The 21,874-nt window shown below is 47.9% G+C and carries 21 protein-coding genes; 8 read left to right on the forward strand and 13 right to left on the reverse strand.

Features of this window, described 5'->3' with window-relative positions:
• Window positions 1-5: 5 nt before the first annotated feature.
• Both L4D19_RS14825 and L4D19_RS14830 read right to left on the reverse strand, forming a co-directional pair.
• The gene (locus L4D19_RS14825; protein ID WP_160648637.1) at window positions 6-602 is read right to left on the reverse strand and encodes a TetR/AcrR family transcriptional regulator; all 597 of its coding nucleotides are present in this window, start codon (window positions 600-602) and stop codon (window positions 6-8) included.
• Between the two features lie 274 nt (window positions 603-876).
• A complete protein-coding gene (locus tag L4D19_RS14830) occupies window positions 877-1,272 on the reverse strand; it encodes an NINE protein (RefSeq protein WP_075764187.1) in 396 nt (131 codons plus the stop codon).
• A gap of 207 nt (window positions 1,273-1,479) precedes the next feature.
• Here L4D19_RS14830 and L4D19_RS14835 point away from each other — a divergent pair, with 207 nt between their 5' ends.
• The gene (locus L4D19_RS14835; protein ID WP_428453088.1) at window positions 1,480-2,337 is read left to right on the forward strand and encodes a Tim44 domain-containing protein; all 858 of its coding nucleotides are present in this window, start codon (window positions 1,480-1,482) and stop codon (window positions 2,335-2,337) included.
• 191 nt (window positions 2,338-2,528) lie between these two features.
• Complete coding sequence (locus tag L4D19_RS14840; RefSeq protein WP_075764191.1) at window positions 2,529-2,774, forward strand: TIGR02647 family protein; 246 nt, start codon at window positions 2,529-2,531, stop codon at window positions 2,772-2,774.
• Window positions 2,775-2,801: 27 nt separating this feature from the next.
• Here L4D19_RS14840 and L4D19_RS14845 read toward each other — a convergent pair whose 3' ends face one another.
• Window positions 2,802-3,050, reverse strand: a complete 249-nt coding sequence (locus tag L4D19_RS14845) for a YkgJ family cysteine cluster protein (RefSeq protein WP_075764193.1) — start codon at window positions 3,048-3,050, stop codon at window positions 2,802-2,804.
• Between the two features lie 227 nt (window positions 3,051-3,277).
• Between L4D19_RS14845 and L4D19_RS14850 the strand changes: the two genes are divergently transcribed.
• Window positions 3,278-3,715: a YcgN family cysteine cluster protein gene (locus L4D19_RS14850; RefSeq protein WP_428453089.1), complete on the forward strand. Its 438-nt coding sequence runs from the start codon at window positions 3,278-3,280 to the stop codon at window positions 3,713-3,715.
• A gap of 92 nt (window positions 3,716-3,807) precedes the next feature.
• Here the strand turns inward: L4D19_RS14850 and L4D19_RS14855 are convergent, their stop codons facing one another.
• Window positions 3,808-5,577, reverse strand: coding sequence for a bifunctional glycosyltransferase family 4 protein/polysaccharide deacetylase (locus L4D19_RS14855; RefSeq protein WP_428453090.1), 1,770 nt, complete (start codon window positions 5,575-5,577; stop codon window positions 3,808-3,810).
• Window positions 5,578-6,040: 463 nt separating this feature from the next.
• On the opposite strand from L4D19_RS14855, the gene L4D19_RS14860 reads away from it, so the two are divergent.
• On the forward strand, window positions 6,041-6,898 hold the full coding sequence (locus L4D19_RS14860) for a VirK/YbjX family protein (RefSeq protein ID WP_428453091.1): 858 nt from the start codon (window positions 6,041-6,043) through the stop codon (window positions 6,896-6,898).
• 49 nt (window positions 6,899-6,947) lie between these two features.
• Here L4D19_RS14860 and dusC read toward each other — a convergent pair whose 3' ends face one another.
• Both dusC and L4D19_RS14870 read right to left on the reverse strand, forming a co-directional pair.
• Window positions 6,948-7,910, reverse strand: a complete 963-nt coding sequence (gene dusC, locus L4D19_RS14865) for a tRNA dihydrouridine(16) synthase DusC (protein ID WP_428453092.1) — start codon at window positions 7,908-7,910, stop codon at window positions 6,948-6,950.
• A 70-nt stretch (window positions 7,911-7,980) separates the two neighbouring features.
• A complete protein-coding gene (locus L4D19_RS14870; RefSeq protein ID WP_428453093.1) occupies window positions 7,981-8,679 on the reverse strand; it encodes an NAD(P)H-binding protein in 699 nt (232 codons plus the stop codon).
• Window positions 8,680-8,927: 248 nt separating this feature from the next.
• Here L4D19_RS14870 and L4D19_RS14875 point away from each other — a divergent pair, with 248 nt between their 5' ends.
• Complete coding sequence (locus L4D19_RS14875; protein ID WP_428453230.1) at window positions 8,928-9,575, forward strand: YecA family protein; 648 nt, start codon at window positions 8,928-8,930, stop codon at window positions 9,573-9,575.
• The gene (locus L4D19_RS14880) at window positions 9,575-9,988 is read left to right on the forward strand and encodes a (deoxy)nucleoside triphosphate pyrophosphohydrolase (protein WP_428453094.1); all 414 of its coding nucleotides are present in this window, start codon (window positions 9,575-9,577) and stop codon (window positions 9,986-9,988) included. Before L4D19_RS14875 ends, L4D19_RS14880 begins: the two co-directional genes overlap by 1 nt.
• Window positions 9,989-10,047: 59 nt before the next feature.
• On the opposite strand, the gene dsbB is transcribed toward L4D19_RS14880, so the two are convergent.
• Both dsbB and nhaB read right to left on the reverse strand, forming a co-directional pair.
• Window positions 10,048-10,569 (reverse strand): disulfide bond formation protein DsbB, encoded by a 522-nt coding sequence (gene dsbB, locus L4D19_RS14885; protein WP_428453095.1) that lies wholly within the window; start codon window positions 10,567-10,569, stop codon window positions 10,048-10,050.
• Window positions 10,570-10,660: 91 nt separating this feature from the next.
• The gene (gene nhaB, locus L4D19_RS14890; RefSeq protein ID WP_428453096.1) at window positions 10,661-12,253 is read right to left on the reverse strand and encodes a Na(+)/H(+) antiporter NhaB; all 1,593 of its coding nucleotides are present in this window, start codon (window positions 12,251-12,253) and stop codon (window positions 10,661-10,663) included.
• Between the two features lie 466 nt (window positions 12,254-12,719).
• On the opposite strand from nhaB, the gene fadR reads away from it, so the two are divergent.
• Entirely contained in the window at window positions 12,720-13,571 is an 852-nt protein-coding gene (fadR, locus tag L4D19_RS14895) for a fatty acid metabolism transcriptional regulator FadR (RefSeq protein WP_160648627.1), read from the forward strand.
• A 73-nt stretch (window positions 13,572-13,644) separates the two neighbouring features.
• Here fadR and L4D19_RS14900 read toward each other — a convergent pair whose 3' ends face one another.
• Genes L4D19_RS14900 through L4D19_RS14910 form a run of 3 tightly spaced genes read right to left on the reverse strand, consistent with a single transcriptional unit; the run spans window position 13,645 to window position 18,449 of the window.
• Complete coding sequence (locus L4D19_RS14900) at window positions 13,645-15,174, reverse strand: SpoVR family protein (protein WP_428453097.1); 1,530 nt, start codon at window positions 15,172-15,174, stop codon at window positions 13,645-13,647.
• 30 nt (window positions 15,175-15,204) lie between these two features.
• Window positions 15,205-16,476 (reverse strand): YeaH/YhbH family protein, encoded by a 1,272-nt coding sequence (locus tag L4D19_RS14905; RefSeq protein WP_075764910.1) that lies wholly within the window; start codon window positions 16,474-16,476, stop codon window positions 15,205-15,207.
• 38 nt (window positions 16,477-16,514) lie between these two features.
• Window positions 16,515-18,449, reverse strand: a complete 1,935-nt coding sequence (locus L4D19_RS14910; protein WP_160648625.1) for a PrkA family serine protein kinase — start codon at window positions 18,447-18,449, stop codon at window positions 16,515-16,517.
• A 573-nt stretch (window positions 18,450-19,022) separates the two neighbouring features.
• On the opposite strand from L4D19_RS14910, the gene L4D19_RS14915 reads away from it, so the two are divergent.
• Window positions 19,023-19,403 carry a VOC family protein gene (locus tag L4D19_RS14915; RefSeq protein WP_075764906.1) on the forward strand — a complete coding sequence of 127 codons (381 nt, stop codon included), beginning with the start codon at window positions 19,023-19,025 and terminating at the stop codon, window positions 19,401-19,403.
• A 107-nt stretch (window positions 19,404-19,510) separates the two neighbouring features.
• Here L4D19_RS14915 and L4D19_RS14920 read toward each other — a convergent pair whose 3' ends face one another.
• Both L4D19_RS14920 and gap read right to left on the reverse strand, forming a co-directional pair.
• Window positions 19,511-20,386: a D-hexose-6-phosphate mutarotase gene (locus L4D19_RS14920; RefSeq protein ID WP_428453098.1), complete on the reverse strand. Its 876-nt coding sequence runs from the start codon at window positions 20,384-20,386 to the stop codon at window positions 19,511-19,513.
• Window positions 20,387-20,639: 253 nt separating this feature from the next.
• The gene (gap, locus tag L4D19_RS14925) at window positions 20,640-21,635 is read right to left on the reverse strand and encodes a type I glyceraldehyde-3-phosphate dehydrogenase (protein WP_075764902.1); all 996 of its coding nucleotides are present in this window, start codon (window positions 21,633-21,635) and stop codon (window positions 20,640-20,642) included.
• Window positions 21,636-21,874 lie beyond the last annotated feature (239 nt).

Raw genomic sequence — 21,874 nt, forward strand, 5'->3', positions numbered from 1 at the left:
TCCGGTTATGCCTGCCAGGCGTTCAGGTAAGTGTCGATAAGGTTGTCGATCAGTGCCTTGCCGTCAACAGGCGTCGAGGTAAAGAGTTTATCGTCGACGGTCAGCAGGGTTATACCGTGTACGCCAGCCCAAAGTACGCGGCTTGCCTCCAGGATAGCTTCGTCTGATTTGCTGGGTGTGATCTGACGGATCAGGCTTTCCAGCATACCGGTCATGCTGTCGATACGCTCAGACTGCCAGTCAGGAAGTTCCTCTCCGTTCATGGTGTGCTGGAAGATCAGTTGCCAGCGGTAAGGGTGCTGAGAGGCAAAATCCAGGTAGCAGTAGGCCAGCTTACGCAGGGCATTCTCAGGGGAGGATACATCCTTCATCTGCTCTTCCGCTTCGGCAAACAACTCATCCAGCGTCTGTGCAACGGCATGTAAAAGTAACAGGTTGTAGTTACCAAATACGTTTACCAAGGTACTTGGTACATAGCCGATCATCGCGGCGACTTTACGTAGGCTTAGCTCATGGTGTGGGTGTTCATCGAGAAAGTTTTTGACTTGCTCCAGTGTCATACTTACCAACTCTTCACGAGTGTGGTCATTTCGTCTTGCCATCGAATTTACTCTTAATCGAAGATAGTCTTACTTAGCTAATTGTAATATGGATATACACCGAATGGTGGCTGCACAGTAAGCATAGTGTCCTGACTTCATTAAGCCAGCTGAATAATATAGAACGATGTTCGATATTTTAGTTGCTCTCGCTTTGACAGGTCAAGCAGAAACAAAGCTAGGTTTATGGTTACTGAGTTTGTTGTGACTTAAATCATACAGTTTGAATACACATTTAACAGGATTTAAGCCACTTTTGTGCTGGAAAGAGCAGGTTTTAGCGCCTATTTTCTGCGTTTCGGATCGACACCTGATCATTTAATGTCCAGAAATCAACCAGAATACCAATCAGGAAAAAGCCGAATGTGCACAGATAGAGGATCCCGGTTAGCCACTTTCCCATGTACATACGATGGACACCAAATACCCCAAGGAAGGTGAGTAAGAGCCAGGCCACGGTATAATCAACATCGCCGCTCTGAAAGCGGATATCGGCCTCACGATCCATGGACGGTATCAGGAACAGATCGATTAACCAGCCTATTCCCAGTAAGCCCAGTGTCAGAAACCAGATGGTGCCGGTAACAGGCTTACCGTAATAAAAGCGATGTGCACCGGTGAAACCGAAAATCCACAGTAGGTAGCCAATGAGTTTGCTGTGAGTATCTTGCATAGTCTTTCCTGTTGTTATGATACCGATATTGGACACTAATATTAGCAATAAGTGCAACAATACCAACTAGATAATATGGCAGAGCGAGGAGAGGCCCGGTCGCAGGCGGATAAATATTAGTAACAATTTGCTCGGGTTGTTTAGTTGACATTCAGAAGTAGCACGTTAGGATTCAAAAGCATATATTTGGCAAAGGTATTCGTATCAATGAAACGCTTCTTCACAGTATTTGCTTTGATCTTGACGGTGTCTTTTATGACTCCGCATGCAGAAGCAAAGAAATTCGGCGGTGGTAAATCGTTTGGTAAAAGTTTCAAAACGGCACCGGTTAAACAACAGCAGCCTAAACAGACTGACACGCTAAAACAACAGCAACCAGCGAAGTCGAGCAAAAAAGGACTAATGGGCGGCTTGCTTGGCGGTTTACTGGCTGGTGGTCTACTTGCTGCTTTCTTTGGCGGCGCATTTGAAGGTATCCAGTTCATGGATATTTTGATCTTCGGGCTGATTGCTTTCGTGATCTTCAAATTGCTTAAGACAATGCGAGGGGCAAAGCGTACACCGATGGGTCATCGCGAAGCCTATGCCGGTAACTCACCTCGACAGAACCAGCGTCGCCAGGCTGCTGAAGGCATGAATTCTGGCTTTGCCCAACAGGAAAGCTACACCTCAACAGACAGTGATGTGCCGTTTAATCTGCCTCCAGGCTTTAATATGAATGCGTTTCTTAATGGCTCGCGCGATCATTACCGCATTATCCAGGGTGCCTGGAACCATAATGAGCTGGATAAGATCCGCGAGTATGTCAGCCCGGCGCTGTTTGACGATCTAGCCGCTGAGCGTGCAAAGTTGGATGGTGAGCAGCATACCGAAGTGATGTATGTTGATGCTGAGCTGGTTCGTGCCGATTACGATGCGAGCACGGCGCAGATAAGCATTAAGTTCTCAGGTCGATATAAAGATCGCAACGAGGATGTCGAAGAAGATATTACCGATATCTGGCACCTCGAACGTGACTTGCGTGCCCAAAACGCCCCTTGGCTGATAGTCGGTATTCAAGCTTAATTATTGAACAATAAGCAAAACTATCAAAAAAACCGCTCAGTCGAGCGGTTTTTTATTCACTAGAAAAACTCATTTCTTTGAAGCACGTCTCTTTTTCCGCCTGATGATTGCAACTGTTATGATCTCGCCACCTACTTTTATTCATCCCAGCCGCTAGTATTAAGTCAGGCCAAAGAAATAAAGAGGTGACTATGCCATATACAGCTGAACTGGTTAATGAAATGAATTTGCTGGTTAAATTTCCTATGCACAGCGATATGGAAGGAATTAAGGTACGTAGCGATGCTGCACCTGAATTGGTAGAAGCGGCGAAGCGACTGTACGCCAAGGGACTGGTCACAAATGAAGACGGTGGTTACCTGACCTACTCAGGTCATCAGGCCGTAGAGCATGCCAAGTCGGTACTACGAATTTTGACCGGTAAAGTCGCTGTATAAGCGAGTTATAATGGGTAGAGCATGGCGTCAGGTCATGCTTTCCAACTCAGTGATATTCTCGATTGCTTGTTTTGATGTGCTGCCGCAAACGTCGGGACATGCTTTGAAGTGATGGCAGACAGCTGGACGCTCCGGCTTGCCAAATAGCTTACATAAATTGTTCTCATTTAGCTGAATGCAGCGGACCCCCGCAGGCTTCCCGTTAGGCATCCCAGGAATGGCTGAAGAGATACTCGGTGCAATACAGCACGCCCCACAACCTAATCGACACTCCATAACCCACCTATAATTAATTAGTCTCTCGAAACGGGGCGAAAGTTACCATTCAATAGCTATCGAAGCAAAAAATATCAGCTTAATTGGCGGCAAATAATAATGACTATTATTACGGCAATTTATGCGGCCAGATCCCGATGAAACACTTGCACTTTACCTGCTGGGCGGCTATAAAACCGCCTTCTTAACCATAAGGGTTGAGGGTCGTTACAGAAAAGGCTGGGTATATGGCACATTTTTGGCAAGAAAAAGATTTACAGGCAATGACAGATCAGGAGTGGGAATCACTCTGTGATGGCTGTGGTAAATGCTGCCTTCATAAATTGATTGATGATGATACCGACGAGATCTATTACACCAACGTTGCCTGCAGCCTGCTGGACGAAAAGACCTGCTCTTGTAAAGACTACCCGAACCGCTTTGAGTCCGGCGAAGAGTGCCTCAAGCTGACTCGTGAACGTATTGACGAATTTGTCTGGCTCCCGGAAACGTGTGCATACCGCATGCTGGCGGAAGGCAAAGACTTACCCGAATGGCACCCGCTTCTGACCGGTTCCAAAGACGCCATGCACAAAGCTGATGAATCTGTCCGCGACAAGATTGTCTACGAGATTGATGTGATTGACTGGGAAGATCACATTTTAAACCACCCCAATAGAGGCTAGGACACTTCATCACCTCTTATTTATTGTAAACAGCCAACCATGTCGCCTGTTCGGCCACAAGACTGGCTGTTGCCACTAAATCTTAAGCATTTCTATTCTTTAATCTTCCTGAACAAATAGTTGCCGCGAACTTTTCGCCATAAGCCGAAGACGTCGGTACGCGGAAAAATCCCGATACGGCGGATCTGATAAGGGTCCTGATGCAACTGTAGCGGGCCGGAGTTGGTAGCGACGGCAAACTGGTACCCGACATCCTGCGTGATAGACTTGGTGTCCTCATTATGAAGGCCGAACGGATAAGCAAAGGATGTCAGCGGTTTGCACAGAAGCTCTTCGAGCAGGGTTTTATTCTCGATGATTTCCCGATACTGATCGTCACGGCTCAGGTTGTTTAGTTTAGGGTGCGACATTGTATGGCCACCAATTTCGACCACACCGGAGTCAGCCAGTGCCTTGATTTGCTCTTTTGTCATCAGGCTTACCTGAGTCTCGGGGTTATCCGGGTTCTCGACATCCCAGCGGTTGAATGTTTCGCCGGTAACAACGAATACCACGGCTTTGAAACCGTATTTCTTGAGCAAAGGCATCATTAGGTGGTAGTTATCAGCGTAGCCGTCATCGACGGTGATCATGATATAGCGCTTGCCGGGTTCCAGTCGGCGAATGAGATTACTTTGCGCCAGGTCTTCAAATGTAAGGGACTCGAACCCCATACGCTTTAACAGCTTAAGGTGCTTTTCGAACATCTCGATATGGAGGTAAGTCCCGTGGACGCCTTTTTCGCTCTTATCCTGAATAAAACGGTGATACATAATTACGGGCATCTCGCACCGTAGCGTTTCAATATAGACATCCTGATAGATACGTTCGATGTGGTCGACAACAGCTGTCAGGTTGTAGCTGGCTTTGATAGTTGCTGTTAGCTCGGGATCACATTGTTGCTGGCTGAGTCCTCGTTCGACTTCGTTGGCAATAGAACTAAAATCAATATCCAGATCCTTGGGCCCAATATCACCAAAGTTGGTTGCCATAGCCTGCTGTACATTGTCTGGAGTCACGAGACCTATGCTGGCGGCTTCACCGATGGCAAGGGTAGGACGTCCACAAAGCAGTGATTCCATTGCTACGCGACCTGCGCCGATCACCAAGTCTGCCTGGCTAAGCATTTTAGGGACATCATGGGTGTAACCGGTAAATGTCACGTTATTTTTAAATTCCTCGAAGCGTGTATCACAATGTGAGCCGGATACGACCCGAACGTCATATTTTCCCAGATCCAGGCATTCGCTAAGTAGCCGATAACACAGATCGCCTTTAGGGCCGGTGAGCCGGCCGATAATTGTGATGACCGGACGAGGGTTTTGAGGCGGCTTACAGACATTGAATCGTGTGGTTTCGATGCCGTTACGGCTGACCTCCAGTTGAGTTTCAGCAACACCGAGATCTTGAATGAGCTGAGCCTTAATGGCTTCGCAGACGGGGAGAGCCTTGTTGCCTATGGCATGAAACTTTTTCCGTGAGGCATGTACCGGTTGGCGACCGTGCACCGTGGTGACCATGGGAGTGCCAGTCAGCTTGCATGCGAGGTGGCAGCTCCAGCTGGAAGCTCGCGAATGGGCATGTACCAACTGAATATTATGCTTCTTAATGAGATAGACCAGATAGCCGACGTGCCAAAAACGTCGCGGAATATTGCGTTTGTTAAAGCGCAACGTGAACGATGGCCCTTGGTGAGGTTTGGTCAGTGTGTCCGAAATATAAAAAACATTATGCCCGCGGTTTGTCAGCTCGTCACCGGCTGTCGTGGCATACACCTCTGCACCCGTAACCTCTAGCTGTGAAAGCGCCATCAAGATATTCATATCTAGTCCATATTAAGAGAAACACGAAGAGATTAAGGCCATTTAAACTAGCCTTCTGTCGGTGTGTTTATTGTCTATCGAATTTGGCTTTTGATAATAATACAGTGTATTAATATGATTAAGTCAGATGGTGTATCAAACTGTCAGGGTGTGGATACAAATCAATACAAAGCAGTGCGTTTATTATATTGTCTGTTTTATAATTTATAATACACTGTTCACAATAAATGATTGCAACTTGGTAAAGATCATTGCTAATGATGAGCTATGTATTGAAACCTTAATAATTATCTATTTTCAGTATCAATGTTGACTTTTAATTATTGCTTGCGTTGTCAGTTTCATATTGTTTTGCGATGAGTCGGTTTTCCCTGATTTTAAACAAAATGAACTGTTAAATGACTATCAGGTTGCTTTAATTTAATGTGCGTGTTTTTTCTTGATGTGATGTATTGGTGTATCAATGAATATTGTTAGTGCCGCAGTAATGAGTTATCCAGATGACCCCAAAATGGTAAAACATGTCAGTAAGTTTTTACTTAGGGGACTGGTTTATTATCCTTATTTAACTCGGCTGATGAAGAGTTTCACTGGTCCTTATAAAGAAATGCTATTTTCAAAGCAACCTGACTTCTTAACGAAGTGTATGAGACCTTATCTTCACCGAGGTTTAAAAAAGATAGATGTCGTGAATATGTTGATAGCTCATCACAACTGGGTAAAACATATCTTCTCTGAAGATAAGCTTTGTCTGATTTATAAGGACGGTATTGTTCTTGATGAATTAACTTTGGGAGATAATAACTATTATATGGTTTTATCTTATGAGGGACGTTATTGGAAAGAGGGGGAATTAACATTACGGTTATCTGATAATAAGGGCACAAACTACTATGTACTGTCATTTACAGTATTTGAAAATAATGCCTATATTGGTGGTGTTCAAGGTCCAGATATTGATGACGGCTTTAGTCGATTAGCAACAAAGGAATTATTTGGACTAAGGCCCAAGTCGCTGATGCTGGAAACGGTGAGAGTGGTGTTGCAGTCACTGGATGTGAGTCGCATATTTGGCGTCAAGAACCGTTCTCATACTTATACATCGCTTCGGTATTTAAGCAAGAAAGTCTATTTTGACTATGACTCTTATTGGGAAGAGCATTTCGGTATTTCGTATAACAAAGATTTGTATGAAATTCCGCTGTACGCGGAGCGAAGAAATATAGAAGAGTTGAATAGAACGAAACGTAAGATGTATAGGAAACGCTATGCGTGGCTTGATAGCTATCAACAGATAATACAACAAGCTTTAATCAACTGATTTCATTAGCCCCAGCCTGTTTGGCTGAGGCTGCTTGAGAGCGAGACCGTCAGGCTGCAAGTTTTGCCCGGGCTGCCTTCAGGGTGTCGACAATAGGCGCAGCCTTATTCAGGCGACGAATATCGGCAAACAAGGCCTTGGCTTCGGGATACTCGTGCCGAAGGTAGGCAAACCATTGTTTAACCCGGTTCGGGTAATAGAGGCCCTTATCTCCCTTGATTTCGTATTGGGAGTAACGCAGTAGCAAATCAAGAACCGTCACCCAGCTCATGTGTGTATCGTTATGTTTGATAACGTTGCATAAATTCGGCAAGTTCAGGGCACCGCGACACACCATGAGCGCATCGACTTGGGTGGCCTGCAGGCATTCCTGACCATTCTTGTAATTCCAGACTTCGCCGTTGGCAATAATTGGAATCGCGATTTTCTCTTTGACCTGGCGGATGTAGTCCCACTGGATGGTCCCGGCCTTATAGCCGTCGATCTTGGTCCGCGCATGGATGGTGATTTCATCGCCGCCTGCCTGGGCGACGGCATCGGCAATTTCAAAGCAGCGGGCCGGATCATCCCAGCCCAGGCGAACCTTGGCGGTTACAGGCTTTCTTGGATCTGTTGCCTGTCGGACAGCTTTGACTATCTGGTACATCAGTTCCGGATCCTGGAGCAGCACGGCACCGCCCCGACTTTTATTGACTGCCTTGGCCGGGCACCCGAAGTTGATATCAACACCGGCAGATCCCAGCATGACGGCGCGGTTGGCATTTTCCGCTAGCCAGTCAGGATCCTGGCCAAGCAACTGAACCCGCACCGGGGTACCTGATGCGGTTCGGCCTCCTTGATGAAGCTCCGGGCACAGGCGGTAAAAGACGCTATTTGGCAGCAGCTGATCAATGACTCGCACGAATTCAGTGACGCAAAGATCGTAGTCATTGAAGTCGGTGAGCATCTCTCGCATTAAATGGTCGAGTACACCTTCCATCGGGCCTAATATTACACGCGTCGCTTTTGGCATTAGCTCTCTCGCCCTGTACCGTTATCTACATAAGGGGCGAGATTTTAGTCCGGAATAGCGCCTTTGTCACCTAATCCTGCAGCACATGGTGTGAATCAGGAAAAAGCTGTTTGCCGGAGATCGTTGCTACAGCCCCTAGCTGCTCATTTTCGGCGAGCAGAGAAAGCTCCAGCATAGAGCGGGCAACATCCTCGGCAGGTATGGGGATTAAGTGGCCAAGGGGACCAATCATCAATGGTCTGATCACATTGAAAACGCCCTGTACGACTTGTTCATCCTGGCGAGGAGCAGAACGCTCGCCTTGTAGTGGCCCCGGACGAACAAAGACAGAGTGGGAAAAGCCCATTTTGCTGATCACTTGCTCCATTTTTCCCTTGCAGCGTAAGTAGTGCGAAGGAGACCATGAATGTGCCATTAGGCTAGATATCACTACAAGGTGCCGGACGCCAAGTAAGTGCATCGTGGTTGCGACATCTTTGACTAGCTGAAAATCGACTGCTTCAAGTGCCTGCTTGCTGCCGGCCTGTTTCTTGGTTGTGCCCAGGCAGATGAAGCCAATCGTTGGTGTCGGATCCGTTTCACCCCAGGCGGTTACACGTAGTTCGGGATGGACGATCTGGACCAATTTCTTGCTGTGAAAAGGCAATTCACGGCGAGACAGTGAATAGACTGTATGAAAGTGAGGGTGGGCGAGAAGCTGGTGGAGAAGTTCATCGCCAACCAGGCCACTGGCACCGGCAATAATCGCGTTTGCTGTCCCTTGATACATCGACATCGTCCTGATACTTGTCGTTAATTACGTCATTTTTGCCAGCATCTGCATCAAAATTCAACAAGAAAACTCAAGTAATGTCTGGTAGATACCGCTAGTGGGAGGTTTTGGCATCGGGTTAGCTGCAGGGCGGCGCCAGGTTTTCTCATGGAGTCAATTCACAGGAGTGGAAACGAGCATCTTGGTGGCATTTGGGTATATAATCTTTCGCCTAATCAGTTTTGCCCGATGAACCGGAACACATGATGACACAACTAATGACATTACCAGCAGACTGGGAAGGTATGCCAGCTGCTTTCATTGAAGGTGCTTTGCTGGCGGCTAATGCCAACCCGAAACCCCTGGAACCAGAAAAATGGCTGCCTGTACTGGTGCATGGCGGAGTGACGGAAGATGCGCAGATTACCGTTGAGGGTGACATTAAAATGGCCATCTTGAATCACTTTGAAATGCAGTACCGATACATCAAGGCTGGTGAATATGTGTTGCCTGAGCAGGTTTGCTGGCAGGAAGAGTCCGGTGTGACCGAAGGGATGAGCCATTTTGCCGAAGGTTTTCTGGCAGTCTGGCCTTTCATTGAGCCGAACTGGGCTGATCAGGTGATGTCTGATGGCACCATGCGCATGTTATCGGCACTGCTGACAACCTGCATGTTGCTGCTGGATGAAAGCTCGACCCTGGCTCAGATGCAAGAAGCGGGTGTCGAAGGTATGCCCGAACCGGCTCAGCTTTATGCCCAGCTGCCACTGATGCTGACCGAAGTAGTGATGGCGGCCGATGAGTTCCAGCAGGGGGCGGCTGCCCAGGCCGTAAACCCGTATAAAGGCACAGGGCGTAATGATGAGTGCCCGTGCGGGAGCGGCAAAAAATTCAAGCAGTGCTGTGGTCGGTAATGACTGATAGTCAGCCGTCACCTGAACATAAGCCGGTGATCCTGGTTGTTGCGGCCGTCATTGAAAAAGAGGGCCGTTACCTGCTTGCCCAGCGTTTTGACCATGCCTGTCAGGGGGGCTTATGGGAGTTTCCCGGCGGTAAGGTTGAAGAAGGGGAAACTCCTGAGCAGGCGCTGGAGCGTGAGTTAGAGGAAGAGTTAGCAATCACTACCTGTACAGGCCGCTGGCTGGCTGACAGTGTGTTCGATTACGGTGATAAAGTCATTCACCTCAAAGGCTACCTTAGCCACTGGCAGAGCGGTGAGTTGGTGTTGCATAGCCACCAGAATGCCGTATGGGTCGAACATGCCGAGATGGCTGCTTACCCCTTGTGTCCTGCAGACTATCCGATTGTTGCTGCGTTAGAGGACTAAACGAAAAAGCGAGAGGGTATACCTCTCGCTTTTTTAGTTTCTTTCCGCGATTCTAGTTTCTAGAACCTTTCTTTCTTCTTGCCAAAGAACTGTGCGATAACAATGAGCGCCAGAACCACAAGGTTAGCGGCAAAAATGATGACCAGCCACTGTGGCATGGATTGACCGAGGAAAGACCAGACTACCTTGCTGCAGTCACCGGTTGCTTCAAACATCCACGGTACCCACTGGTTTAGTGGCGCCCACTCCGGAAACGTCACAAACAAATCACAGGTTGCAAAAGGCGACGGATTGAACTGGTAACCGACGTGCTCGTTGGCGAGAGCCAGCCCCTGATAGGCGCTGTATCCCCACCCGGCAAGCCCGGTCCAGCGGATCACGGCGTTTTGCGGGGCAATCATACCAAGCAGGGCTGCAAAGCCTATTCCCATCATAGCGACACGTTCATAGATACACATGACACATGGGTCGAGTTTCATGACATGCTGAAAGAACAGGGCGCAAGCTTCAAAGAAAACAATGAAAATGAGCAGTAATAGCCAGGATAACCGGCTTTTGGAAAAGGTATTCAGAAATTGCATGAAATGATCTCACCTATACTTAAAACAAAGCCCTGAGAAATCAGGGCTTTGAACTTGTAATTTCTGACACTTATCTTTGCTAAAGATTCAATTAATGTCCAGTAGCAGGTGCAATATGTGAGGCAGCTTCCGCAACATGGTGACTTAACCAGCCCATGTCGTGGAACCATTCCGTCATCGGAACCAGCATGAATTCAATACCGGCAAGGCCAACGAGTGACAGCACAATGGTATACGGCAAGGCCATGTACACCATTCGGCCGTAGGACAGGCGAATCAACGGAGCCAGCGCCGACGTCAATGCGAATAGGAATGCGGCCTGACCGTTCGGTGTTGCCACTGACGGCAAGTTGGTACCGGTGTTGATAGCAACAGCCAACATATCGAACTGGTCACGGGTGATGACGCCATTGATCAGTGCTGTTTTCACTTCGTTAATGTATACCGTTCCGACGAACACGTTATCCGACACCATCGATAGCAGGCCGTTGGCAATGTAGAACATTGTCATCTGGGCGCTACCTTCAAGGCTGAGTACCATTTCGATGATCGGAGCAAACAAATGCTGGTCGATGATAACGGCAACGATAGAGAAGAAAACGGCAAGCAGCGCGGTGAACGGCAGTGCCTCTTCGAACGCTTTACCTAGCGCATGTTCTTCAGTAATACCGGTGAAAGAGGTGGCCAGGATAATGACCGTCAGACCAATCAGGCCGACTGCTGCAAGGTGCAGGGCAAGGCCAAGAATAAGCCATATCGCGATGACAACCTGGATAGCCAGCTTGGCATAATCAATGTTGGTGCGGCGCTTGCGTTCTTCGTCGTCGAAATCCACTAGAATTTTGCGGACATTCTCCGGTAGGCGGGTACCGTAACCACAAATCTGAAATTTTTCGACCAGTACGCAAGTCACTATGCCACACAAGAATACTGGAACCGTGACCGGTGCCATGCGCAGGATGAACTCACCGAACAGCCAACCGGCCTGATCGGCAATGATCAGGTTCTGGGGTTCGCCCACCATGGTCATTACACCACCCAGGGCGGTACCGATACCGGCATGCATTAGCAGGCTACGAAGGAACGCACGGTAGTTTTCCAGATCATTACGGCTCACTTCGCGGATATGCAAGTCAGTCGTATGGTCGTGCGAGGCATGGGGTTCACGGCCTGAGGCAACTTTGTGATAGATGCTGTAGAAGCCAATGGTCACGCTGATCACAACCGCGATAACGGTCAGTGCATCAAGGAAGGCGGACAGAAAGGCGGCCATGACAACAAACGACAACGATAGCAGTGTCTTCGATTTGATGTTGATCAGTATCTTGGTGAAAATGAACAGCAGTAGCTGCTTCATGAAGTAGATACCGGCAACCATGAAGATCAGTAGCAATAAGACTTCGATGTTGGCAACCAGTTCGTGCTTGACCTGCTCGGGGCTGGTCATTCCTATTGCCACGGCTTCGATAGCCAGCAAACCACCGGGTTGTAGCGGGTAACATTTCAGGGCCATGGCAAGAGTAAAGATAAACTCAATGACCAGTAACCAACCTGCGACAAAAGGGTCGATTAGGAAAAAGACGATTGGGTTGATGATGAGGAAGGCAATGATTGCCAGTTTGTACCAGTCGGGAGCCTTGCCTAAAAAGTTCTTGATGAAGGCGTTCCCTAGCGAAATAGCCATGTTCTTGGGTCTCTCAAAATACGCAAATTATTCGATGAGCTGGCTGCTACTTGCCTATTAGTCCGAGACCAAGATAACCAGTTGGTGGTTAAGTGTTCTTATGAGACCCCCTAAGCTAAAAATCATTTCCCTGATGGTTTTTAACTTAAAGCAGGCAGCAGCTTCCATTTAGCTCCCAGAGATAGATCGTGCTAACTGTACAGTTTGATCTAGATCAGTCAAGTAGTGAGATGGGAAGATGTTTAATTTATTGATATCTCATCTCAAAACCGGGGATTTAGGGCGGTAGATTACCACGCTCTGAAATATTTGCTTACAATTCGCAGGAAACGTTGAGCATTATCAAATTTTGAAGCGCAAAGTAAAACATGTCTTTTACATACCCAGCAGAGTTTCGCCCAGTGCGTAACTAGTGGTATGATGAGTTAATAATATATAAGCAAGAAGCAACTGGAAAAATAATCAGATGGTTATAAAGGCTGATAGCCCAGCAACATTTGCTGAGAAATATATCATAGAGAGTATCTGGAATAATCACTTCCCACAGGGATCGATTCTTCCGGCTGAGCGGGAACTGTCCGAGCTGATTGGTGTTACCCGTACGACGCTTCGTGAGGTGCTGCAACGTCTTGCCCGTGATGGTTGGTTGACCATTCAGCACGGCAAACCGACTCGTGTAAACAACTACATGGATACGTCGGGCCTGAGTATTCTCGATACTTTGATTACTTTGGACGGACAAGATGTTCAGGGGGTACTTGAAGACCTGCTTTCTGCTCGAACAGATATTAGCAGCGTGTATATGCGATATGCTGTTAAGGGGAACAGCGAAGAAGCTAGCCAATTGCTGGCTAACATTATTACTTCTTGCGAGACCTTGCTAAAGGCTGGCAACTTTACTGATTTCGTTGAAGCAAGCGACGAAAAGACAGAGTTGATGCAGGAAGTGAAGAAGATCGTCGACAAATACGGAAAAGATCAGCCGGAGCTTTGCGAAGCAATTTGCCGTGCCCGTGCGTTCAACTACTACGATTATCGTATGTTCCAGGGGATGGCGGCGAAATCAGGTAACACCCTGTATGTTCTGACGATTAATGGCCTGCGCAAGATTTATACCCGTGTTGGCGGTTACTACTTTATGTCGAAGGAAGCCTGCGAACTGGCACTTAACTTCTACCGTGACATGAAGTCTTACTGTGACAATAACCAGCCGGAGCTGGTTGCCGATCGCATCAAGAAGTATGGCCGCGAGAGCGGGGCGATTTGGTACAGCAACCGTGTTGAGATTGCACGTTACCTGTATGAGGAAGAGCAGTAAGCTCGGGACGACATTGTCGTAAATGAAAAAGGAGATGCAACTGCATCTCCTTTTTTGTTTGTGGCTTTGGTTGCTATATCTCTGAATCATATTGATTACGAACAGGGCAGGTACCGAGGATCTGCGTTCTGCCGTCGGGCATCTCTTCCTCCAGTGTGACATCGAAGCCCCATAGACGGTACATGTGCTTCAGTACTTCCGCATGGCTGTCTGCCAGCGGGATCCTGTTGTGTGGTACGTACCTCAGGGTGAGTGAGCGATCACCTTTCAGCGCCACATTCCAAACCTGAATATTCGGCTCATTGTTGCTGAGATTGTACTGGGACGAGAGCTTCTCGCGGATCATTCGGTAACCTTCCTCATTGTGAATGGCGCTGACCTCCACATAGTTGTGACGGTCGTCGTCGTCCACGGCGAAGAGTTTAAAATCACGCATCACTTTCGGTGACAGGTATTGGCTGATGAAGCTTTCGTCTTTGAAATTTTCCATCGCAAAGTGCACGGTATCCAGCCAGTCAGCCCCTGCAATGTCCGGGAACCAGTATTTGTCTTCCTCCGTTGGGTTTTCGCAGATTCTGCGGATGTCCTGGAACATGGCAAAGCCCAGGGCATACGGATTGATACCGCTATAATACGGACTGTTGTAGTCCGGCTGAGCGACAACATTGGTATGGCTGTGAAGAAACTCGATAATAAATCGATCAGTAACCAGGCCTTCGTCATAGAGATGGTTGAGGATGGTATAGTGCCAGAAAGTCGCCCAGCCTTCGTTCATCACCTGCGTTTGTTTCTGCGGGTAGAAGTACTGGCTGACTTTACGCACGATACGGACTATTTCACGCTGCCATGGTTCCAACAGTGGTGCATGCTTCTCGATGAAATACAGGATGTTCTCCTGGGGTTCATGGGGGTAACGCGCTTCCTCTGTCTTGAGTTCTTTTTCTTCCTGGATAGGAATGGTGCGCCACAGTGCGTTGACCTGGGTTTGCAAGTAATCTTCCCGTGCCTTTTGCCGGGCCTTTTCCTCGACGAGTGATATTTTTTGCGGGCGCTTATAGCGATCCACACCGTAATTCATGAGCGCATGACAAGAGTCGAGCAGTCTCTCGACCTCATCGACGCCGTATTTTTCTTCGCATTCGGTGATGTATTTGCGGGCAAAGAGCAAGTAGTCGATGATTGAGCTGGCATCGGTCCAGGTTTTAAACAGGTAGTTGCCCTTGAAGAACGAGTTGTGACCATAGCAGGCATGGGCCATGACCAGTGCCTGCATGGTTATCGTATTTTCTTCCATCAGGTAAGCGATACAGGGATCCGAGTTAATCACAATCTCGTAGGCCAGCCCCATTTGGCCGTGTTTGTAGCCACGCTCCGTTTCGATAAAGCGCTTCCCGAAAGACCAATGATGGTAGTTGATGGGCATCCCGATACTGGAATAGGCATCCATCATCTGTTCAGCAGTGATGATTTCGATCTGGTTAGGATAGGCGTCAAGCCGATAGTGATCGGCGACGCGTTTAATTTCCGTGTGATACTGCTCAAGCAGGTCAAACGTCCAGTCAGGACCATCACTGAGTGTTTTTGACTTAGTGGTTGTTACCATAACACACTCCCCTATAGCGCTTGCTGACATCTAATTCACTTGTTTCTTGAATAGCTCCCGGAATACCGGGAAGATGTCTTCCACACTCCTTATGTTTTGCATCGCAAAGTTGCTGTGGCTTGCCTGCAGTGCCTCATACTCCCGCCATAATGTCTGGTGTGCCCGGCGGGTGATCTCGATGTAGGAATAATAACGGCTGACTGGCAGGATATGCTTGTCCAGCAATTCACGACAGCCGGGTGAATCATCAGCCCAGTTATCACCATCCGAGGCTTGCGCCGCATAGATATTCCACTCAGCCGGTGAGTAACGTTTCTTGACGATATCATCCATCATTCGCAATGCACTAGATACAATCGTGCCCCCGGTTTCCTGAGAGTAGAAGAACTCATGCTCGTCTACTTCCTTGGCCTGGGTGTGGTGGCGAATAAAGACTACATCGACATTCTTATAGGTTCGGTTGAGGAACAGGTACAACAAGATATAGAAGCGCTTTGCCATATCCTTGGTCGCCTGATCCATCGAGCCGGATACATCCATCAGGCAGAACATCACTGCCTGGCTGGTGGGTAGTGGCCGACGTTCGTAATTTTTGTAGCGTAAGTCAAAGGTATCGATGAAGGGCACGCTGCTGATTTTTTCCCGCAGGGCCTGAATCTCCCGTTTCACTCTGTCCTCTTCGAGTGGCTGGGCCGGTTCGGTATTCATCAAGTAGTCTAGCGCTTGTTCCAGCTCCCTTAGCTGACGACGTTTGGCGGCCGTCATTGCTGTCCGGCGAGCCAGTGAATTCTGCAACGATTTCACGATGGCAATGTTGGCCGGTACTCCGGAAGATTTATAGCCGGAGCGGAATGTTTTCCACTCGACGATTTTATTGAGCTGGTTCTTTTCCAGGTTTGGCAGTTCCAGATCTTCGAAAAGCAAATCAAGGTATTCATCCTTGGATATCTGGAAAACAAATTCATCCTGGCCTTCACCGTCAGGGCTGGCCTGTCCCTCACCGGCACCGCCTTGACCCGCCCCTCCCTGGGGGCGTTCAATGCGATCTCCGGGGCTGAACTGGTCATTGCCCGGGTGGACAACTTCACGTTGTCCACCACGGCCTTGGTGAAAGCTTGGCTCGCGGATGTCGCGGGAAGGAATGGTAATATCCTCGCCGCTTTCGACATCGGTGATCGAGCGTTTGTTTACCGCATCAGCGATCGATTCCTTGATCTGCTGTTTATGGCGGCGCAGAAAACGCTGACGGTTCACCGTGCTTTTGTTTTTACCGTTGAGCCTTCGGTCTATAAAATGCCCCATAAGCTCTCCCCTTATTCATCCCATAATTCCGTGGCAGGCTACGACGACTTGCGTACGCGCAGGTACCATTCGGATAGCAGGCGTACTTGCTTGCGGGTGTAGCCTTTTTCCATCATACGAGCCACGAAGTCATCGTGTTTTTTCTGCTCATCGGTGGATGTCTTGGCATTAAACGAGATGACAGGAAGCAGCTCTTCGGTATTCGAGAACATTTTCTTCTCGATTACGGTACGAAGCTTCTCGTAGCTGGTCCAGTTCGGGTTCTTGCCGGCATTACTGGCACGGGCACGTAGTACGAAGTTAACGATCTCATTACGGAAGTCTTTCGGGTTGCTGATTCCGGCAGGCTTCTCGATTTTCTCGAGCTCGTTATTCAGCGCCGAGCGGTCAAACAACTGACCGGTTTCCGGATCGCGGTATTCCTGATCCTGAATCCAGAAGTCGGCATAGCTGACATAGCGGTCAAAGATGTTCTGACCGTATTCGGAGTAAGACTCAAGGTAAGCGGTCTGGATTTCTTTGCCGATGAACTCGACATACTTCGGTGTCAGGTAACCTTTTAAGTGCTCGAGGTATTTTTCTGCCATTTCCTGTGGGAACTGCTCTCGTTCAATTTGCTGTTCCAGTACATAGAACAGATGAACGGGGTTGGCTGCCACTTCGGAGTGATCGAAGTTAAAGACCCGCGACAGGATCTTGAACGCGAATCGGGTCGACAGACCGGCCATACCTTCATCGACACCGGCGTAGTCACGGTACTCCTGGTAAGACTTGGCTTTCGGATCCGTATCCTTCAGGGTTTCACCGTCATAGACACGCATTTTCGAGTAAAGGCTGGAGTTCTCCGGCTCTTTCAGGCGAGACAGTACGGTGAAGCGTGCCAGAATTTCCAGGGTACTTGGCGAGCAAGGTGCCGCAGACAGTTCACTGTTCTGAAGCAGTTTTTCGTAAATGCGGATTTCTTCCGATACACGCAGACAGTAAGGCACTTTGACGATATAAACTCGGTCAAGGAAGGCCTCGTTGTTTTTGTTGTTACGGAACGTCTGCCACTCAGATTCGTTGGAGTGAGCCAGAATAATACCGTCAAACGGCAATGCTGAAAGTCCTTCGGTACCGTTGTAGTTGCCTTCCTGCGTTGCTGTCAGCAACGGGTGCAACACTTTCAGTGGTGCCTTGAACATCTCGACGAACTCCATCAGACCCTGGTTGGCCTTACAGAGCGCACCGGAATAGCTGTAGGCATCCGGGTCATCCTGAGAGAAGTGCTCAAGCTGGCGAATGTCGACTTTACCGACCAGCGATGAGATATCCTGGTTGTTTTCGTCGCCGGGTTCGGTCTTGGCGATACCGACCTGATCGAGAATCGACGGACGGACTTTGACGACTTTGAATTTAGTTATATCACCGCCAAATTCGTGCAGGCGTTTGGCTGCCCATGGTGACATGATGTTGTTCAGATAGCGCTCTGGAATGCCAAATTCTTTATTGAGGATGTCTCCGTCTTCATTTTTATCGAACAGGCAGAAAGGGTGGTCGTTAACCGGGCTGCGTTCGCCGTTTGCTGTCAGTACATAAACAGGTACTCTCTGCATCAGACTCTTAAGCTTTTCGGCCAGTGATGACTTACCGCCACCAACAGGACCTAATAGGTATAGGATTTGTTTGCGCTCTTCCAAGCCTTGTGCCGCGTGCTTGAGGTAAGAAACGATTTGTTCAATGGCATCTTCCATGCCGTAGAAGTCTTCAAACGTTTTGTAACGGGAAATGACGCGGTTGGAGAATAGACGGCTCAAACGTGGGTCTTGAGCGGTATCAATCATTTCTGGTTCGCCGATTGCCATCAGCAAGCGCTCTGCAGCATTGACGTAAGCACTGCGGTCATTACGACAGATTTCAAGGAATTCTTGCAATGAAAGCTCTTCATCCTTGGCTTCTTCATAGCGTTGACGATAGTGGTCAAAAATACTCATGGTATGCCCCCTGAATCGTTCATCAATCAATTAGAAAGGACGAAAACAATTATCTTTCACATCCCTCATATCTTAAGACTAGACCTAACTGATCAAATTGCTTCACTGAGTTGTTGGTTTATAAACTAAATTTCCCTTTTGTCCTTGCCTAACGAACTGAATGTTTTTTGAACATATTCTTACTATCCTCCTATAAATCGGGAATCGCAAGCGGATTTGTTTAAAAAATAGCGTCGATTTTGTTGCGATATTGTGATCTCGGTCGTTGCGGGAAAGTTGAGTCGCAAATCAGGAATATTGTTTCACTGTTGGTTTTACCGCCTAAATGTAAAGCTTTTCATTGCACGAAAATGTGCCATAAAGTGCTTTTTTTAGCTTGATGTGGTTTTTTTTTGCTTACAGTCAGTTTGTGACGAATTGTTTTCCTTTTTCAGAACAAAATTTGATGATCGTTGTGAAAGTAGCCTGCATCCAAGCTGTCAAATATTTGCGATAACGGTTTTTTGGGAGGGCGAAATCGATCCCCCTGACATATGCTAGAGAAGTAATTTGTGGAACGGGGGAGCTTGATTAATGGGGATTTCACGTGTTGATACAGTTTCGATTCCGGTCTCAGACCAGAGTCAGGCCTTGCTCTTTTATCGTGATGCCTTAGGGTTTGAGCTGATACGCGATCATCACGCCGATAACCATAAGCGCTGGATCCAGCTAGCACCGAAAGGGGCCGAGACGACAATCAGTCTAGTCATACCATTTGGCGGCATGAAGGCAGGATCGGTTCAGGGGCTGGTTGTGCAAACAGATGATATCCACACCACGCACAGCGAACTGACAGGCAGGGGAGTGCCTCTTTCTGAGATCGTCACCATAATTGGCGGGCGGTTTGCGACGTTTGCCGATCCGGATGGCAATGGCTGGGTACTCATTGAAACAAACACGCATATGCTTGCCTAGGGACGCAGCTCAGTGAATGCGTGCCCTCCGGCATCGCGTTGATTGCGCTAGTGTTGCTGGTTAAGGCAATGCCGCCGAGATGGCGGCATTGAAATCAATCTCTGCTATTACTTCTGCACAGTTATTTGCGTGCTGAGCGTGTGGGATTCACCCGGTGCCAATTCGATGGCTTGCTCGTGGATGGCGGATTCGACACAGACCATCGTTTCAAAGCTGTTGCCTGCCATATCCCCCATGCTGACAGATAGCGCCTGCCATGGATTCCAGATGACGGCGGCATCATGGCCCAGGTTAGTAACCTGTAGTTGCCTCTGGTGGGCTTTGTCATCAATGACAACCGGGTTAGCTGGCGAGGTATAAACGCGATCTGTTTCAGCGTTGAATGTCAGCGTATCGCCGCCAGTACAGGCTTCGTTGCCTCTAGTGCTATCCAGGTAGGCTTCACCCATGCCCGTTACAGCAACGTCGTTGATAGCTGCCACGTTAAAGTAGGTGTGCAGGGCGCCAGTGAATGACCAGGAATGCTCATCGGTATTGGTCGAGGTCAGGCTGACTGTCAGTTCCCGACCAATTTCGAAGGTAATCTCATTATGGAATTTGTGAGGCCAGATAGCGTGAGTCGCCTCGGTGTCTTCCAGTGTCAGTGACACAATCACACCCTGCTCATTTTCACGGTGCTGATTTAGCGTCCACTGGTTATTACGTGCAAAGCCGTGAGAAGGCGTCGCTACCTTGCCGAACCAAGGCCAGCAGACAGGTATACCACCGCGGATAGCTTTTGCAGTATTGAATTCAGCCTTTTCGCTGAGCCAAATAACGTCTTTTTCTCCAGCAGGCTTGTACCAAATCAGGTGGCCGCCGTGGAGGGAAATACCGGCTTCGGCCTGCTGGTGAATCACACGTACAATTTTGATGCCCTGGAACTCACAGATCGTGACTGCGTCAGATAGTGCTGAAATTGTTGGAAGGTTACGTAAATCCATAAGATCTTCATTCCTCACAGGTTGTAATCGGGTCAATGCTTATTTGATTGGCATCTCGACGAGATGAAAGGAAATACCAATGAAATAGGGACTTAATTTTATTTAAAAAATATCAGTAAAAATTAAAATAAATTTGTTAAATATGTAGGATATTTTTTGTCTTTGCTGTGTATGTTGAATAGGGGCTCCAAACTCAACATACAAAAAAGGCGGCTATTAAGCCGCCTTTTGTCATTCTTGCTAAAAGCTTACATTACTTAGAGATGTGAGCGATTAGGTCTAGAACTTTGTTTGAGTAACCGATTTCGTTGTCGTACCAAGATACAACTTTAACGAAGTTATCAGTTAGAGCGATACCAGCTTTAGCATCGAATACAGAAGTCTGAACTTCACCGATGAAGTCCTGAGATACTACTGCATCTTCAGTGTAACCTAGAACGCCTTTCAGCTCGCCTTCAGAAGCTTCTTTCATTGCAGCACAGATAGCTTCGTAAGATGCGCCAGTTTTCAGGTTAACTGTTAGGTCAACTACAGAAACGTTAGCAGTTGGTACGCGGAAAGCCATACCAGTTAGTTTGCCGTTTAGTTCTGGAAGAACAACGCCTACAGCTTTAGCAGCACCAGTTGAAGATGGGATGATGTTCTGAGAAGCACCACGACCACCACGCCAGTCTTTAGCAGAAGGACCGTCAACAGTCTTCTGAGTAGCTGTAGTTGCGTGAACAGTAGTCATCAGACCAGACTCGATACCGAACTTGTCGTTAAGAACTTTAGCGATTGGCGCTAGGCAGTTAGTAGTACAAGAAGCGTTAGAAACGATGTCCTGACCTGCGTAAGTGTCTTGGTTAACACCCATAACGATCATTGGAGTTGCGTCTTTAGAAGGACCTGTTAGAACAACCTTCTTCGCACCAGCAGTGATGTGCTGACGAGCAGTTTCGTCAGTTAGGAAAATACCTGTTGCTTCAGCAACAACGTCAACACCGATTTCGTCCCACTTAAGGTCAGTTGGGTTGCGCTCTGCAGTTACGCGAACTGTTTTGCCGTTAACGATTAGGTTACCGCCTTCAACTTCAACAGTACCGTTGAAACGGCCGTGAGTTGAATCGTACTTCAGCATGTATGCCATGTATTCAACGTCGATAAGGTCGTTGATACCAACAACTTCGATGTCATTGCGCTCTACTGCAGCACGGAAAACGAAACGTCCAATACGGCCAAAACCGTTAATACCTACTTTGATAGTCATTACAGTTGCTCCACAACTTAATTTCTAATGAAAGATAACTGGTAGTAAAATTACAGAATCTTGGGTGACCCTGCAAGCCAAAAACGAACTTAAATTGCGTAAGGTCAAAAAAAAGTTCGGATTTTTTTTACATTCCCACTACAACGATGCAATTTCGTACAATACTTGTATGAATATCCATCATTGCTGTTGTTAACTTTTAATATCCACACTCAGCTCATCTAAAATATGCTTAAATG

Source organism: Photobacterium kasasachensis (assembly GCF_050336885.1).
In the GTDB taxonomy this organism is placed as follows: domain Bacteria; phylum Pseudomonadota; class Gammaproteobacteria; order Enterobacterales; family Vibrionaceae; genus Photobacterium; species Photobacterium kasasachensis.

Excerpts from the sequence above, each read along its gene's own strand:
- L4D19_RS14910 (WP_160648625.1), bottom strand. The coding sequence starts at position 18,449 with ATGAGTATTTTTGACCACTATCGTCAACGCTATGAAGAAGCCAAGGAT.
- L4D19_RS14920 (WP_428453098.1), bottom strand. The coding sequence starts at position 20,386 with ATGGATTTACGTAACCTTCCAACAATTTCAGCACTATCTGACGCAGTC.
- L4D19_RS14860 (WP_428453091.1), top strand. The coding sequence starts at position 6,041 with ATGAATATTGTTAGTGCCGCAGTAATGAGTTATCCAGATGACCCCAAA.
- L4D19_RS14870 (WP_428453093.1), bottom strand. The coding sequence starts at position 8,679 with ATGTATCAAGGGACAGCAAACGCGATTATTGCCGGTGCCAGTGGCCTG.
- L4D19_RS14875 (WP_428453230.1), top strand. The coding sequence starts at position 8,928 with ATGACACAACTAATGACATTACCAGCAGACTGGGAAGGTATGCCAGCT.
- L4D19_RS14835 (WP_428453088.1), top strand. The coding sequence starts at position 1,480 with ATGAAACGCTTCTTCACAGTATTTGCTTTGATCTTGACGGTGTCTTTT.
- gap (WP_075764902.1), bottom strand. The coding sequence starts at position 21,635 with ATGACTATCAAAGTAGGTATTAACGGTTTTGGCCGTATTGGACGTTTC.
- L4D19_RS14880 (WP_428453094.1), top strand. The coding sequence starts at position 9,575 with ATGACTGATAGTCAGCCGTCACCTGAACATAAGCCGGTGATCCTGGTT.
- L4D19_RS14900 (WP_428453097.1), bottom strand. The coding sequence starts at position 15,174 with ATGGTAACAACCACTAAGTCAAAAACACTCAGTGATGGTCCTGACTGG.
- L4D19_RS14830 (WP_075764187.1), bottom strand. The coding sequence starts at position 1,272 with ATGCAAGATACTCACAGCAAACTCATTGGCTACCTACTGTGGATTTTC.
- L4D19_RS14845 (WP_075764193.1), bottom strand. The coding sequence starts at position 3,050 with ATGGAGTGTCGATTAGGTTGTGGGGCGTGCTGTATTGCACCGAGTATC.
- L4D19_RS14905 (WP_075764910.1), bottom strand. The coding sequence starts at position 16,476 with ATGGGGCATTTTATAGACCGAAGGCTCAACGGTAAAAACAAAAGCACG.
- nhaB (WP_428453096.1), bottom strand. The coding sequence starts at position 12,253 with ATGGCTATTTCGCTAGGGAACGCCTTCATCAAGAACTTTTTAGGCAAG.
- L4D19_RS14825 (WP_160648637.1), bottom strand. The coding sequence starts at position 602 with ATGGCAAGACGAAATGACCACACTCGTGAAGAGTTGGTAAGTATGACA.
- dsbB (WP_428453095.1), bottom strand. The coding sequence starts at position 10,569 with ATGCAATTTCTGAATACCTTTTCCAAAAGCCGGTTATCCTGGCTATTA.
- fadR (WP_160648627.1), top strand. The coding sequence starts at position 12,720 with ATGGTTATAAAGGCTGATAGCCCAGCAACATTTGCTGAGAAATATATC.
- L4D19_RS14850 (WP_428453089.1), top strand. The coding sequence starts at position 3,278 with ATGGCACATTTTTGGCAAGAAAAAGATTTACAGGCAATGACAGATCAG.
- L4D19_RS14855 (WP_428453090.1), bottom strand. The coding sequence starts at position 5,577 with ATGAATATCTTGATGGCGCTTTCACAGCTAGAGGTTACGGGTGCAGAG.
- dusC (WP_428453092.1), bottom strand. The coding sequence starts at position 7,910 with ATGCCAAAAGCGACGCGTGTAATATTAGGCCCGATGGAAGGTGTACTC.
- L4D19_RS14840 (WP_075764191.1), top strand. The coding sequence starts at position 2,529 with ATGCCATATACAGCTGAACTGGTTAATGAAATGAATTTGCTGGTTAAA.
- L4D19_RS14915 (WP_075764906.1), top strand. The coding sequence starts at position 19,023 with ATGGGGATTTCACGTGTTGATACAGTTTCGATTCCGGTCTCAGACCAG.